The sequence below is a fragment of the Providencia sp. PROV269 genome (assembly GCF_028477785.1).
Lineage (GTDB): Bacteria > Pseudomonadota > Gammaproteobacteria > Enterobacterales > Enterobacteriaceae > Providencia > Providencia rettgeri.
In genome coordinates, this window is record NZ_JAMPLV010000016.1 from 1 (window position 1) to 13,847 (window position 13,847).

A 13,847-nucleotide genomic window follows, 5' to 3' on the forward strand; every position below is an offset into this window, starting at 1 on the left:
AAGTTTTCTTCGAACCGGTTTGTCGTGACAACGGATGCGCATTATAGGGAGTCGAAAAATTCTCGCAAGTGTTTTTTTACGTTTTTATTTTGTTCGTGTTTTTTTTAGCCAAAAAGGTATTTATAAGTTAAATTTGGTCTGTGCATTGACTATTTCAGCAGCAATTGTACATCTACTCACGTAATATATGTATCTAAGAATTATGCTTTGAGATGAATTATGGAATTAAATAAGCAACAAACAGCCTCACAAAAAAATCGCTCTTATATTATTGCAGAAAATCTTGGCCAGTTGATTTTAACCAGCACCTATTTACCGGATTCCATTTTACCTAGCGAATTAGAATTATCAGAACAATTCCAAGCAAGTCGAACAGCTATAAGAGAAGCTATAAAAATATTAGCAGCAAAAGGTATGGTATTAGCAAGCCCCAAAATAGGCACCCGTGTTATGTCTCCTTCAAATTGGAATTTTTTAGACCAAGATCTCTTAACGTGGTGGTCTAATAGTGAAGAGCAATCTGTTGTAATGAAGCACTTTAAAATGGTTCGACTCGCAATAGAACCTCAGGCTTGTTATCTTGCAGCGATACATGCAACAAAAGAGCAAAAACAATCATTACAACTATTATCTAGTGAAATGCAGCTACTCGCCAAAGAATTTGACAGAGAGCATTGGGTAAAAGTTGATTATCATTTCCATTTAACTATTTACAAAGCTTGTGCCAATCCTTTTCTTATTTCTTTTGCTAATTTATTCCGTTCTATTTATCAGCGTTACTTTGATGTCATTACTAATAATGAGGTTATAGAGGTCGAAATTCATCAACAACTTGCCAATGCAATTATTCATGGTAAAAGTACAATAGCACTCGACCTTTGCTATAACTTACTAACAATTACCCAAAAACAAGACTAACAACACAATATCCCATTGAAGCTTTAATTTATTTGTATAGGTAACTGATGTTCAAAACAGCGAAAAATATGTCTGGCCTTCCATGGATTGCGGCAATGGCCTTTTTCATGCAAGCGCTCGATGCCACCATTTTGAATACGGCTTTACCCGATATTGCAAGAAGCCTTGATCACTCGCCGCTTGCAATGCAATCAGCTGTAGTCAGCTATACGCTTACTGTTGCGCTATTAATTCCTGTAAGCGGCTGGTTTGCTGATAGATTTGGTACAAGGCGTATATTTATTTTAGCAGTTTCCTTATTTTCTCTTGGTTCATTACTTTGTGCCCTTTCGCCATCCTTAAATTTCTTAGTAACCTCTAGAGTTATTCAGGGTATTGGTGGGGCAATGATGATGCCAGTCGCCCGTTTAGCCTTAATAAGGGCTTACCCTCGAAGTGAGTTACTACCCATATTAAATTTTGTCACTATTCCAGGTTTAGTTGGCCCAATATTGGGGCCTCTGTTAGGTGGTATCTTAGTCACCTATGCAACTTGGCATTGGATATTTATTATTAATATTCCTATAGGTGTTTTAGGTATTTTTTATGCCTTAAAACATATGCCAGACTTTAAAATGCCAAAACGTAAATTTGATACGCTTGGGTTCTTATTGTTTGGCTTTGGCTTAGTCATGCTATCTGTCAGCTTAGACTTATTTGGTGATAAATCGCTTCCTACCTCTGTTCCTGCAATTATTGTCTTAGTGGGTTTTCTCTTCTTATTTATTTATGTTCTTCACGCAAGGCGAGTTAAGCATGCAATAATTCCACTGAATCTATTTAAAACGCGCACTTTTTCTATTGGGATCAGTGGTAATATCGCAACACGCTTGGGAACAGGCAGCATTCCTTTTTTAATGCCATTAATGTTGCAAGTGGGTTTTGGTTACGAAGCCGTTGTGGCAGGAATGATGATGGCGCCACTAGCAATAGGTTCAATCACTGCTAAATCTGGGGTTACTCGGATCCTGACTAAATACGGCTACCGTAATACATTATTTGTTATCACCATAATTATTGGATTAATGATCGCCCAGTTTTCCTTGCAATCACCAAGTATGTCGATTTACCTGTTAATTGCACCTTTATTCATTTTAGGAATGGTGATGTCAATACAGTTTACCGCAATGAATACTATTTGCTTGGCTGATTTAACAGACAATAATGCAAGTGCGGGAAATAGTATGTTAGCGGTGACTCAGCAACTCTCGATAAGCTTCGGTATTGCAGTCAGTGCCGCAATCTTAAACTTCTATGGTGGACAGCCTAATAGCAATACGGTCGATAATTTTCACTATACTTTTATTACCGTTGGTGTCATTACGCTTATCTCAGCTTTTGTCTTCTTATTATTAAGTAAGACAGACGGTGATAATTTAATAAAAAATAAAACCAAAAAAGCGAAGAATTAATATTTTTTAACCGATTGGCGCTCAATTAGCTCAGGGGTAAGAACCAAAATGCTCGCCTTTGCCTCTGGGTTATCCATACGATAAATAAGTTGGTCAACAGCCTGTTGGCCTAACTTATCTTTTGGCTGATGAATTGTTGTAAGTGGTGGGATCATATAAGGCGAAAGATCGATATCATCATAACCAATGATTGAAATATCATCAGGCACTTTCAAGCCCTTTTGGTATATAGCTTGATAAGCACCCACCGCCATCGCATCATTACCTGCAAAAATAGCCTCGGGAGGGGTAGGTAAACTGAGCAGTTTATTCATGGACTCAAACCCACCAGCAAATTCAAAATCACTGAAAATGATATAATCATCATAAATATTAATGCCGCCATCAGTCATGGCTTGAATAAAACCTTGATGACGTGCTCTTGCTGGTGATTTATCTTGTGGCCCTGCAATACATGCAATACGAGTGAAACCTGCTTTAATAAGGTAACGAGTGGCTATTTCCCCACCAAGAAAAGAGTTATCTTGAATAATGTCTCCGTCTGACTCGAATGGAGACCAGTCCATCATAACCGTTGGCACAGCGGGGTAACGAGCCAAAACATGTTTTGATGGCCCCTGTACTTCTGTGCACATAATCAGTAACCCATCAACACGCTTTTGTAGCAATGTTTCTAAGCTATGATTCATTCGCTGAAGGTCGCCCTCAGTGTTGCACAAAATCAAACTATAACCGCGTTCGTAGCAACTACGTTCTACACCCCGCACTACCTCAGCGTAGAATGGGTTATTACTTGTTGTCAGTAACATCCCAATCGTATTCGTGCGATTCATTTTTAAACTACGTGCCAGCGCAGAGGGGGCATAGTTTAACTCTTCAATCGCATTTTTAACGCGTACAGTAATGCTCTCGCTGACATAGCGATTTTGATTAATAACGTGAGAGACGGTGGATGTCGACACCCCCGCAAGGCGTGCCACATCTTTCATTGTTGCCACAAGTTAATCCTGTTGAGTCAAAAACTGGTCAATTTCTTTACGCCATGGAACAGAGGGTTGAGCTCCAGGGCGAGTCACAGCTATCGCTGCTGCCGCATGGGCAAAAATAATCGCTTCTTCGTCAGCCTTACCTTCCAGCAGTGCAGTAACGTAAGCCCCATTGAATGTATCACCTGCGGCAATAGTATCCACTGCTTTTACGCGAAATGCAGAAATTATTTTACCTTCTGCACCTTTTTCACTATACCAAACGCCTCGAGAACCGAGTGTTATCATCACTTTACTGATACCTTTTTGATGTAAGACTTCAGCCGCATCCTGAGCACCTTGATTATCATTAACCGCAATACCTGTTAAATGTTCAGCTTCTGTTTCATTTGGTGTGATGATATCCACTAATGATAATAATGAATCAGGTAAAGATTGAGCGGGTGCAGGGTTCAAAATGACTTTTGTATTGTTTTTCTTCGCTATTTCAGCAGCCATTTGTACTGTTTCAATGGGAGATTCCAGTTGCATCAATACCGCATCCGCTTCCACAATTTTTTGCTGATAATGTCCTAACCTTTCCTTAGTAAGTTGCGCATTTGCACCTGCATTGATACCAATCGTATTTTCCCCTTGTTGATTCACATAAATGAGGGCGACACCTGTCGTTTCACCTTCAATGGCATCAATACATTCGGTTTTAATGTTATCGAGAGATAACTGTTTTTTTATACTCACCCCAATATCATCATCACCAACACAGGCAATAAATGTTATGTCAGCACCACTGCGACCAGCAGCAACAGCTTGGTTAGCGCCTTTTCCACCAAACGCAACTTGGTAATGATCACCTCTAACTGTTTCACCCGGTTGAGGGAAATGCTTAACATTTAATATATGATCAGCATTGATACTACCGAGAACCACCAGCTTTGCTGTACCCATAACGTTTATTTCCTTTTTTGATGACCCAATGAATTGCAAACTAAAATAAACCGCCGCAGTATGCCGCGGCGGTTTTTATCTTATTGTTTTACCACTAATTCTAATTCAACCGGAACCGTTGGAGCCACTTTTTCACCTTTTAAGACTTTATCTGCAATCTGAACACCAACAATCCCAATTTGGTCTGGGCGCTGTGCAATCGTTGCACCTAATTTTCCGCCTTCAACGGCTTTGATACCATCATTTGTTCCATCAAAACCGACAACCAGAACATCGGTACGGCCTGCGGTTTGCAGAGCTCTTAACGCCCCTAATGCCATTTCATCGTTTTGTGCAAATACAGCTTGAACAGCTGGATGTGCCGTTAACAAGTTTTGCATTACGTTCAAGCCTTTTGTTCTATCGAAATCAGCCGGTTGGCTCGCCAGTAAATTGAATTTGTGCTCTTTCGCACCGGTGTTAAAACCTTCACCGCGCTCACGTGCGGCTGATGTGCCTGAAATGCCTTCTAATTGAATAACTTTAGCCTCACTGCCTGTTTTTTGTGCAATGTAGTCAGCGGCCATCTTCCCGCCCATGCGGTTATCAGATGCTACATGGCTGACAACTTCACCTTTGTTAGCCGCTCTATCTAAAGTAATTACAGGTATATTCGCTTTATTCGCCATTAATATTGAGTTACCCACTGCATCTGAATCTGTTGGGTTAATTAACATTAATTTTGTACCGCGAACGGTTAAATCTTGTACGTTTGCTAACTCTTTGGCTGGGTTGTCTTGAGAATCTAAAACAATCAGCTCATAACCGAGTTTATCCGCTTCTTTTTGTGCGCTGTCTTTCATCGTCACAAAGAATGGGTTATTCAATGTAGAAATTACGAGTGCAATGCTATCTTTCGCCATCGCATTCACACTAACCGTTGCACTCAGTGCAACTGCAGATAATAACGTTGCTAGTTTGTTCAGTTTCATAATAATTTTCCTGTAGGGTTACTTTTTATTATCAACAAGTACAGCAAGTAAGATGACGACAGCTTTAACAATCATCTGGTAGTTTGACGAAATACCTAATAAGTTTAATCCATTGTTTAAGAAACCAAGGATAAGCGCACCAATCAATGTTCCGACGATACGCCCCTTACCACCAGCAAGGCTGGTACCACCAAGTACAACCGCAGCGATAGCATCAAGTTCATACCCATTACCTGCCATTGGCTGAGCTGATGATAAACGTGCAACTTCAATGACACTCGCCAATGCCGCTAGCAGTCCACATAAGGCATAAACCACTATTTTAATGCGATCGACATTAATACCAGAAAGACGGGTAGCCGCTTCATTCCCACCAAGTGCGTAGATGTAACGACCAAGGCGAGTATGGTGCAACATATACCATGCCGCAGCAAAAACGATGATCATTAACCAGACTGGGGTAGGAATACCAAATGGGCGGCCAATACCAAACCAACCAAATAAGTCTGCGTTATCACTAAATCCTGTATTGATAGGGCTGCCGTCTGTGTAAACTCGTGTCACACCGCGCAGCAGTAGCATCATGACTAAAGTCGCAATGAAAGCTTGGACTTTTCCTTTTGCAACAATCACTCCTGTACATGCACCGATAGCGGCACCGAGTGCTAGTGCTCCCGCAACAGCCACTAATGCGTTAACTTCAGCCCCGACCATTGAGGCTGCAACTGCTCCCGTTAAGGCTAATAAGGACCCAACAGAGAGGTCAATTCCAGACGTTAAGATAACTAATGTCATTCCAACGGCCATAATGGCATTAACGGAGGTTTGTTGTAGGATATTGAATAGGTTATTAACCGTAAAAAAATTCGGGCTTAATGTTGATACGATGGCAATCAAAACTAATAGTGCGATTAATGATTTTTGCTCCATCAGCCATGCTTTGCTGAACCAACGTTTTGATGATGCGGTAGTTGAACTCATACTGATAACTCCTGAACTGAGCCATAATTTTTACCCACGGCGGCTGCCATTAAGGCTTCCTGCGTCGCGTCTTTGGCTGAAAATTCACCACTGATATGACCTTCGTGCATCACCAAAATGCGGTCACTCATTCCTATTACTTCAGGCATTTCTGAAGAAACTAAAATGATACTCAGCCCTTCTTTTTTAAATTGGTTAATTAATTGATAGATTTCTTTTTTAGCACCAACGTCTACACCGCGAGTTGGTTCATCAAGGATCAGTACTTTTGGTCTTGTCATCAAGCCGCGCGCAATGGCCACTTTTTGCTGATTACCACCTGAAAGATTGCCAATTATTTGGTCCATTGACGGGGTTTTAATATTGAATAACCGAATGAAATCGCTAACGGTTTGCTGTTCTTCCCCATGCTTAAGGCTTCCTCCCGCACGACTGAAATAACGTAATGCTGTCAATGACATATTTTCTTTCACTGACATACCTAATACTAATCCATCACGTTTACGGTCTTCTGAAATATAAACAATGCCATTATTCAGCCCGTCTTGTGGTGTTTTCAGTGTTACGAGTTTGCCTTCCAGTTTTATCGTGCCCGATTTTTTTGTCGCCGCGCCGTAGATGATTTTCATCAACTCTGTACGCCCCGCGCCCATCAAACCCGATACACCTAAAATTTCCCCGCTCCTCAGGGTAAAGTTGGCATTTGTTACACCAGGCCCAGATACGCCTTCAAGTTGCAGCCTAATATTTCCGGTTTCTACCTCAACTCTTGGATACTGGTCTTCAAGTTTACGACCAACCATCATTTCAATGAGTTTTTCTTCTTCTAATTCACTCACGGGTTTCTCACCAATAAACTGGCCATCGCGAAACACCGTTACATCGTCGCAAATTTCAAAAATTTCTTTTAAACGATGGGAAATATAAACAATACCGCAGCCTTGAGCTTTTAAGTCTTCGATAACTCTAAATAAGGATTCTGTTTCTGTGTCGGTTAGCGCATCTGTGGGTTCATCCATAATAATGACTTGTGATTGAAAGCTCAGGACTTTAGCGATTTCCACCATTTGTTGTTCGCCGATAGAAAGCTCCGCAATAGTTTGATGGCTATCATAATCAAGGTTAAGCCGTTTAAGCAGTTTGTCAGACTCACTGAACATTTTTTTCCAGTCAATTTTGCCAAACGCATTAACATACTCTCGACCAAGAAAAATATTCTCTGCGATGGTTAATTCAGGTATTAAATTAAGTTCTTGGTGGATAATCCCTATTCCTGCTTCTTGGGAGCTTTTAGGGCCATTGAATGCGACTTCTTTACCTAAATAGCGGATTTGACCAGCATCTTTTTTATAAATACCCGTCAGCACTTTCATCATGGTTGATTTGCCAGCCCCATTTTCCCCCACCAGCGCCATGACTTTTCCTGGGTAGACATTTAATGTCGCACCACTGAGGGCCTTTACCCCTGGAAATGATTTATCGATCCCGATAAGTTCTAATAAAGGTTGCATAATCACCTCAGAAAGTCACACCAGAACAAAGAATAATGTTAGCGAACGGTGAACATTCTCCGGTACGGATCACCGCTTTACTGTCATGAGTCAGCTGTTTAAAACGTTCATGGCTGCAATAAATAATTTCAATCGTATTATTTTGGGTGACTTCTAACTGTTGTAAGTGAGCTAAAATAGCGTCTTCCATTTGTGGGTTAATGGTACTGATTTCCTCAGCTAGAATGGCTTTTTCGACTTGCATCTCTTGAGTAATGACACTTAAAACTGACATGAAATCGGGTAAGCCTTGAGTAATGGCTAAATCAATACGCTCCGTTCCTTGAGAAATAGGCAAACCTGCATCAGCAAGCGTTATTTGGTCCGTATGACCTAACTTGGCAATTACAGAGGTAACGTTGGCATTAAGTAAAACACCCTTTTTCATTTTTCACCGCCATTCTAGTAAGCGAAACGTTTCGCTCATGTAATCATAGTAAAGATAAGTCACAACTCAATATTGATGGTTGATATTTGTGATCAATATCGAAACGTTTCGTTCGCATTAGAAATACTTAAAAACAATAACTTATTGAATCACTTGTAGCTGAATCGTTTTTTCTTATTTATTGGGGCATGTCAAAGAAAAATGGAAAAATAGGTCGCAGTATGTAATAAAAGAAATTGATAGTTTTGATATCAACACCTCTATTAATAAAAGGAATGAATAATGCAGCTTGCTGAACGAATTGCCCAACTAAGCAATTACCTTGAAAGCGGTTTATATGAACGCCAGCAGGCTATTCGTTTGTGCTTATTAGCCACATTAAGCGGCGAAAGCGTATTTCTATTAGGCCCTCCGGGTATTGCCAAAAGCTTAATTGCACGAAGAATGAAATATGCTTTTCGTCATGCGAATGCTTTTGAGTACTTAATGACACGATTTTCAACACCCGAAGAAATCTTTGGCCCTCTTTCAATACAAGCGTTAAAAGATGAAGGGCGATATGAACGTTTAACTAAAGGTTATTTACCTGACGCTGAAGTCGTATTCCTTGATGAGATATGGAAAGCAGGCCCTGCCATCTTAAATACTTTATTAACCGCGGTAAATGAGCGCAAGTTCCGTAATGGTGATGAAGAAAAATCTATCCCGATGCGGTTATTAGTAACGGCATCCAATGAATTGCCTGATGCAGATAATAGCCTTGAAGCGCTATTCGACAGAATGCTAGTACGTATTTGGCTGGATAAAGTGCAAGAAAAACAAAATTTTCGCGCACTATTAACAGGAAAATCATCACTGAATGAATCTCAAATGCCGGAACATTTAAAAATCAGCGATGAAGAATACCAACAGTGGCAACAAGAAATACCCAAAATTACGCTACCCGATCACTGTTTTGAATTAATTTACCAATTACGTCAGCAACTAGATGCAACAGACAAACGGGTTTATGTTTCAGATAGGCGCTGGAAGAAAGCGGTTTATTTATTACAAGCAAGTGCTTTCTTTAATGGTCGTAATAGTGTATCTCCTCTAGATCTTGTGTTATTAAAAGATTGCCTCTGGCATGACATGCAATCTATGAATGCGTTACCACAACTATTACAGTCATTATTACAAGAAGATGGCTGGCAGCAGCGAAAGTTGACTCGAGAAATAGAGCAGACTTATCAGCAATGGATGTCATCGACCCAAGACCAAAACAACCAAGATGCATTTAAAGTCAATAAAAACAATGCGATGTTTGCTCGTAAAGCGTCATATGTATTGCCCGAAAATATCAGTGATGGTCGAATTACCCTATTTTTACATCGTCCACTGCAACTACATAATATGAAAGTGACTTTTGTAACTACTGATAAAAAATCCCTGATAACGTTTTTAAATAAAGGAACGACACTATCCGCTCACCTAAATGGGATTGGTTTTGCACAAGACATTGCCGCTGAGGTGAATAATTTAAACCAGATACAGTTATTAGATATAAGTCATCAATCATCTACTTTATATATTCAAGATAAAGCCTCATCACTCACGCCAAATACAAATAATCAAGAATGGCTAGACAAGCTAGATAAAATTCAAGGAGAAATTCAAGCCGCACGCTATCAGTTTGAAAAACAACAGCCCAACTTATTTATTGAATCACACTGGCTTGCAGATATTGAACAAAGCTTCATGAAACTCACAGAGAAACTAAACCAATTACGTAACCAAATCACGGGTAAAGTGGCTGAATAACGATGATAAGTTTAGCCACACTAGAAATGCTGCTTTCGGTTAATGAAGGTCAATTAATCGAGGAGATAATTATCTCTTTGTTAGCAACCCCTCAATTGGCGGTCTTTTTTGAAAAACACCCTAGATTAAAAAAAGCGTTACTAAAAGATTTATCCGGTTGGAAAAAAGATCTCAAACAGCGTATGCAAGATGCGCTTGTTCCTGCTCAACTTTCAGAAGAGTTTGAACTTTATCGTCAATCTCTTGGCATATCGACAGATGCCTTTTTTATCCAATTACCAAGTGTCATAGCAAAACTTCACCAACTGGATTCTCCTTTTTACCGTGAAGCACATCAGTTACAGAGCGGGAAAATAGAAAATCGCAGTGCAAGGCAATCACTGTTTGTACAAAAATGGCGAGTCAGTTTAATTTTACAAGTGACGACTCTACATAAAGAAATGTTAGAACAAGAAAAAGAACAATTGCTGGCGGAACTACAGCGCCGATTAGCACTAAGTGGCAATTTAGAGGATATCTTAGGTGAAAATGAACGTGCTGCAGGCCGGTTGTGGGATTTAACCAAAGGTGTGAACATGACTTCCGCTTATAATGACCAATTATTAAGCCGATACAGTGAATTTTTACGTCAGCAGCCTGAATTAGAAAAAATAGCACAATTATTAGGCCGTAGCCAAACTGCACAAGCAATCCCTGATGATAGCGTGGTGCTAGAACCGATGACTATCATGGAAAAAGTGCCTGAAACTGTTCCTGAGCAAGTTAATGGCTTAAATCAAAGTGACGATATTTTACGGTTATTACCTGCAGAACTCGCTATGTTAGGTCTTGAAGATATTGAATTTGAGTTCTATCGAAAATTACTTGAAAAACAGCTTCTAACTTATCGATTACAAGGAGATAGCTGGCAAGAAAGGAAAGTTCTTCGCCCAATAACACATCACCATGATGAAGAACAACCGAGAGGTCCATTTGTTGTATGTATTGATACTTCCGGTTCGATGGGCGGTTTAAATGAACGCTGTGCAAAGGCTTTTTGCCTCGCATTAATGAAAATTGCGCTGGCGGATAACCGCTCATGTCATGTGATGTTATTTTCCACAGAAATTGTGCATTACGATTTACTTTCTATTGATGGCCTAGAGCAATGTATTCGATTTTTACATCAAACATTTAAAGGTGGGACTGATCTTGCGGCTTGTTTGCAAGAAACAGCAGTAAAATTGGAATCAAAGCAGTGGATAGATGCAGATGCCGTAGTGATTTCTGATTTTGTTGCTCAGCGTTTACCTGATGAGTTGATTCAAAAAATAAAAGCCATGCAGAAGAAAGGTAAATACCGCTTCCATGCGGTATCTGTATCAAATTATGGGAAACCCAGCATCATGAAAATCTTTGACCATATTTGGCGTTTTGATACTGGGTTAAAAAGCAGGTTGTTACGCCGATTTAGTCGCTAATTACAGCATACCTTCAACGGATTCTTGCATTTCAGCACCCCATACACCACATTGCACTTGGCCAATGTGTTGGCGTTGGAGAAGTAGCATAACTAAGCGTGATTGGCCAATACCACCACCGATAGTTTGCGGCATTTCACCTTTCACTAATGCTTGGTGCCACTCTAATTCCATACGTTTTTCATCGTCAGTTAACTTTAATTGACGGGTCAAACACTCAGGACTTACGCGAATTCCCATTGAAGAAAGCTCAAATGCGTCCTGTAAAACAGGGTTCCACACAATGATGTCGCCGTTCAAACCACAAAAACCGTCTTCATTTTTTGTTGTCCAATCGTCGTAGTCTGGCGCACGAACATCATGTGATTCACCACTAGATAGCTTACCACCGATACCAATTAAGAATACTGCACCTAATTCTTTCGCGATTGCGCGTTCACGCCCTTTCGCATCTAAATCAGGATAGCGCTGTAACAATTCTTCACTGTGAATAAAGTGGATTTGGTCTGGCAGGAACGGTGCCAACCCAAACTCTTTACTTACGGCAGCTTCTGTTTCTTTTATTGCCTTATAGATTTTACCCACTGTCTGCTTCAGATAAGGAAGTGTACGTTCCTCATCTGCCATCACTTTTTCCCAATCCCACTGATCAACATAGACGGAGTGGATTGGGGTTAAGCGATCCTCGTCCGGACGCAACGCTTTCATATGCGTGTATAGACCTTGGCCTTTACTAAAACCGAAACGTCCTAATGTTTTACGTTTCCATTTAGCCAAAGAATGAACCACTTCAAAGGTTGCACCTGGAATTGATTTCACTTTTACTTGAACGGCTTTTTCACTGCCCGATAAGTTGTCTTGAGTACCATCCCCTAAACGGCTTAGGATTGGTCCTTGAACTTCAATTAACCCTAATTCTTTTTCAAGTAAACGTGAGAAATACGATTTCACAAAACTAATTTGTTGCTGATGTTCGATAAATGACTTGTCCATAATTTATTCCCATAATTTGTTAGCTGTGTTAGCTGATGTATAGATTAAGCAACAAAATGAGGTATAAATTCAATATCCATCATTAAAAAAAGCCTTTACTGTTTATTTTAAATAAAAAAACAGGTATAAAAATGAAGAATCGTTAAAATAGAGGTGAAATAATGCCGGAAAATTATCAAATCGATAATCTCGATCGTGACATACTTCACGAATTAATGGGAAATGCGCGCATACCGTATGCTGAATTAGCAAAAAAATTCGCAGTTAGCCCCGGAACAATTCATGTCCGAGTCGAAAAAATGAAGCAAGCAGGAATTATTAAAGGCACACGTATTGATATAAACCCAAAACAATTAGGGTTCGATGTTTGTTGCTTTATTGGCATTATTTTAAAAAGTGCAAAAGATTACCCAACCGCACTAAAAAAATTAGATGCCTTAGAAGAAGTTGTCGAGGTGTACTACACAACAGGGCAATACAGCATTTTTATTAAAGTCATGTGCCGTTCTATCGATTCTTTACAAGACGTACTTATCAACAAAATTCAGACCATTGATGAGATACAATCCACAGAAACACTGATCTCCTTACAAAACCCGATCTTACGAACAATCAACCCGTAGAAAAAAAATGATATAACCACATTATCCACAGGTAGATCCCAGCTCATTCACAGCGTACAATAGCGCCCTATTATTGTGAAAGAGAATCACCATGACAAAAGTAACCTTAATAAGTGGCAGTACAATGGGCAGTGCGGAGTATGTTGCCGAGCACATGGCTGAGATTTTAGAAGAACTCGGTCATGAAACTGAAATTCAACATGGCCCAGAGCTTGATGACTTAACACTTGAAGGCATATGGCTGGTGGTGAGCTCAACACATGGTGCAGGTGATCTGCCTGAAAATATTCAACCTCTTTTTGATTCAATAGAAGAAAGCGCTCCTGATCTAAGCGAAGTCCAATTTGGCTCTGTTGGGATCGGTAGCTCTGAATATGACACTTTCTGTGGTGCTATCCACAAAATAGATGCGTTATTAATCAAGCAAGGGGCTAAAAGGATCGGTGAATGTTTGGAAATTGATGTCCAACAACACGAAATACCGGAAGATCCCGCAGGAGAATGGGTTAAAATTTGGGCAAACGAACTCTAATCTGATTAAAAAACCAGCAATCAACTGTGGATAACTCAGGGAAGATCCCGGTATTAACCCGTAGTTATCCAGAGTATAAGTTTTTAGGCTCCCAAGGCCTGTGTATAAGTACCCATTTTGATCCCAGCTTATACGCAAATGGATCACGGATCATTCACAGTATATGATCCTTTACAGTTTTATGATCTTTAAAGTGAAAATCCACTTATCCACAGAAACCGGTGATCCTAATAAAAGATCTAATAAAGA

General features: G+C 40.0%; 13 protein-coding genes. 6 read left to right on the forward strand and 7 right to left on the reverse strand.

What is annotated here, in order from left to right; translation table 11 throughout:
* Positions 1 to 219 precede the first annotated feature (219 nt).
* Positions 220 to 918: a FadR/GntR family transcriptional regulator gene (locus PR683_RS16170; RefSeq protein WP_272581896.1), complete on the forward strand. Its 699-nt coding sequence runs from the start codon at positions 220 to 222 to the stop codon at positions 916 to 918.
* A 47-nt stretch (positions 919 to 965) separates the two neighbouring features.
* The gene (gene mdtD / locus PR683_RS16175) at positions 966 to 2,369 is read left to right on the forward strand and encodes a multidrug transporter subunit MdtD (RefSeq protein ID WP_109912558.1); all 1,404 of its coding nucleotides are present in this window, start codon (positions 966 to 968) and stop codon (positions 2,367 to 2,369) included.
* On the opposite strand, the gene rbsR is transcribed toward mdtD, so the two are convergent.
* From rbsR to rbsD, 6 genes are all read right to left on the reverse strand, one after another.
* On the reverse strand, positions 2,366 to 3,367 hold the full coding sequence (rbsR, locus tag PR683_RS16180) for a ribose operon transcriptional repressor RbsR (RefSeq protein ID WP_369127911.1): 1,002 nt from the start codon (positions 3,365 to 3,367) through the stop codon (positions 2,366 to 2,368). The two genes, mdtD and rbsR, sit on opposite strands and share 4 nt — an antisense overlap.
* Positions 3,368 to 3,370: 3 nt before the next feature.
* Entirely contained in the window at positions 3,371 to 4,300 is a 930-nt protein-coding gene (rbsK, locus tag PR683_RS16185) for a ribokinase (protein ID WP_272581897.1), read from the reverse strand.
* A gap of 80 nt (positions 4,301 to 4,380) precedes the next feature.
* Positions 4,381 to 5,271, reverse strand: coding sequence for a ribose ABC transporter substrate-binding protein RbsB (gene rbsB, locus PR683_RS16190; RefSeq protein ID WP_004906703.1), 891 nt, complete (start codon positions 5,269 to 5,271; stop codon positions 4,381 to 4,383).
* Positions 5,272 to 5,289: 18 nt separating this feature from the next.
* Entirely contained in the window at positions 5,290 to 6,252 is a 963-nt protein-coding gene (rbsC, locus tag PR683_RS16195; RefSeq protein WP_004906340.1) for a ribose ABC transporter permease, read from the reverse strand.
* Positions 6,249 to 7,763: a ribose ABC transporter ATP-binding protein RbsA gene (gene rbsA / locus PR683_RS16200; RefSeq protein ID WP_109912557.1), complete on the reverse strand. Its 1,515-nt coding sequence runs from the start codon at positions 7,761 to 7,763 to the stop codon at positions 6,249 to 6,251. Before rbsA ends, rbsC begins: the two co-directional genes overlap by 4 nt.
* Positions 7,764 to 7,770: 7 nt before the next feature.
* Positions 7,771 to 8,190 carry a D-ribose pyranase gene (rbsD, locus tag PR683_RS16205; protein WP_004906713.1) on the reverse strand — a complete coding sequence of 140 codons (420 nt, stop codon included), beginning with the start codon at positions 8,188 to 8,190 and terminating at the stop codon, positions 7,771 to 7,773.
* A gap of 282 nt (positions 8,191 to 8,472) precedes the next feature.
* Between rbsD and ravA the strand changes: the two genes are divergently transcribed.
* Complete coding sequence (gene ravA, locus PR683_RS16210; RefSeq protein WP_109912556.1) at positions 8,473 to 9,990, forward strand: ATPase RavA; 1,518 nt, start codon at positions 8,473 to 8,475, stop codon at positions 9,988 to 9,990.
* Between the two features lie 2 nt (positions 9,991 to 9,992).
* Entirely contained in the window at positions 9,993 to 11,450 is a 1,458-nt protein-coding gene (gene viaA / locus PR683_RS16215) for an ATPase RavA stimulator ViaA (RefSeq protein ID WP_213637110.1), read from the forward strand.
* Here the strand turns inward: viaA and asnA are convergent, their stop codons facing one another.
* Positions 11,451 to 12,443, reverse strand: a complete 993-nt coding sequence (gene asnA / locus PR683_RS16220; protein ID WP_004906722.1) for an aspartate--ammonia ligase — start codon at positions 12,441 to 12,443, stop codon at positions 11,451 to 11,453.
* A 161-nt stretch (positions 12,444 to 12,604) separates the two neighbouring features.
* On the opposite strand from asnA, the gene asnC reads away from it, so the two are divergent.
* Both asnC and mioC read left to right on the forward strand, forming a co-directional pair.
* A complete protein-coding gene (gene asnC / locus PR683_RS16225) occupies positions 12,605 to 13,066 on the forward strand; it encodes a transcriptional regulator AsnC (RefSeq protein WP_004906728.1) in 462 nt (153 codons plus the stop codon).
* A gap of 91 nt (positions 13,067 to 13,157) precedes the next feature.
* Positions 13,158 to 13,598 (forward strand): FMN-binding protein MioC, encoded by a 441-nt coding sequence (gene mioC, locus PR683_RS16230; protein WP_109912554.1) that lies wholly within the window; start codon positions 13,158 to 13,160, stop codon positions 13,596 to 13,598.
* The last annotated feature ends 249 nt before the right edge of the window (positions 13,599 to 13,847 follow it).

Coding starts and splice junctions, on each gene's coding strand:
- rbsD (WP_004906713.1), bottom strand. CDS start 8,190: ATGAAAAAGGGTGTTTTACTTAATGCCAACGTTACCTCTGTAATTGCC.
- rbsC (WP_004906340.1), bottom strand. CDS start 6,252: ATGAGTTCAACTACCGCATCATCAAAACGTTGGTTCAGCAAAGCATGG.
- PR683_RS16170 (WP_272581896.1), top strand. CDS start 220: ATGGAATTAAATAAGCAACAAACAGCCTCACAAAAAAATCGCTCTTAT.
- viaA (WP_213637110.1), top strand. CDS start 9,993: ATGATAAGTTTAGCCACACTAGAAATGCTGCTTTCGGTTAATGAAGGT.
- ravA (WP_109912556.1), top strand. CDS start 8,473: ATGCAGCTTGCTGAACGAATTGCCCAACTAAGCAATTACCTTGAAAGC.
- rbsK (WP_272581897.1), bottom strand. CDS start 4,300: ATGGGTACAGCAAAGCTGGTGGTTCTCGGTAGTATCAATGCTGATCAT.
- asnC (WP_004906728.1), top strand. CDS start 12,605: ATGCCGGAAAATTATCAAATCGATAATCTCGATCGTGACATACTTCAC.
- rbsB (WP_004906703.1), bottom strand. CDS start 5,271: ATGAAACTGAACAAACTAGCAACGTTATTATCTGCAGTTGCACTGAGT.
- asnA (WP_004906722.1), bottom strand. CDS start 12,443: ATGGACAAGTCATTTATCGAACATCAGCAACAAATTAGTTTTGTGAAA.
- mioC (WP_109912554.1), top strand. CDS start 13,158: ATGACAAAAGTAACCTTAATAAGTGGCAGTACAATGGGCAGTGCGGAG.
- rbsA (WP_109912557.1), bottom strand. CDS start 7,763: ATGCAACCTTTATTAGAACTTATCGGGATCGATAAATCATTTCCAGGG.
- mdtD (WP_109912558.1), top strand. CDS start 966: ATGTTCAAAACAGCGAAAAATATGTCTGGCCTTCCATGGATTGCGGCA.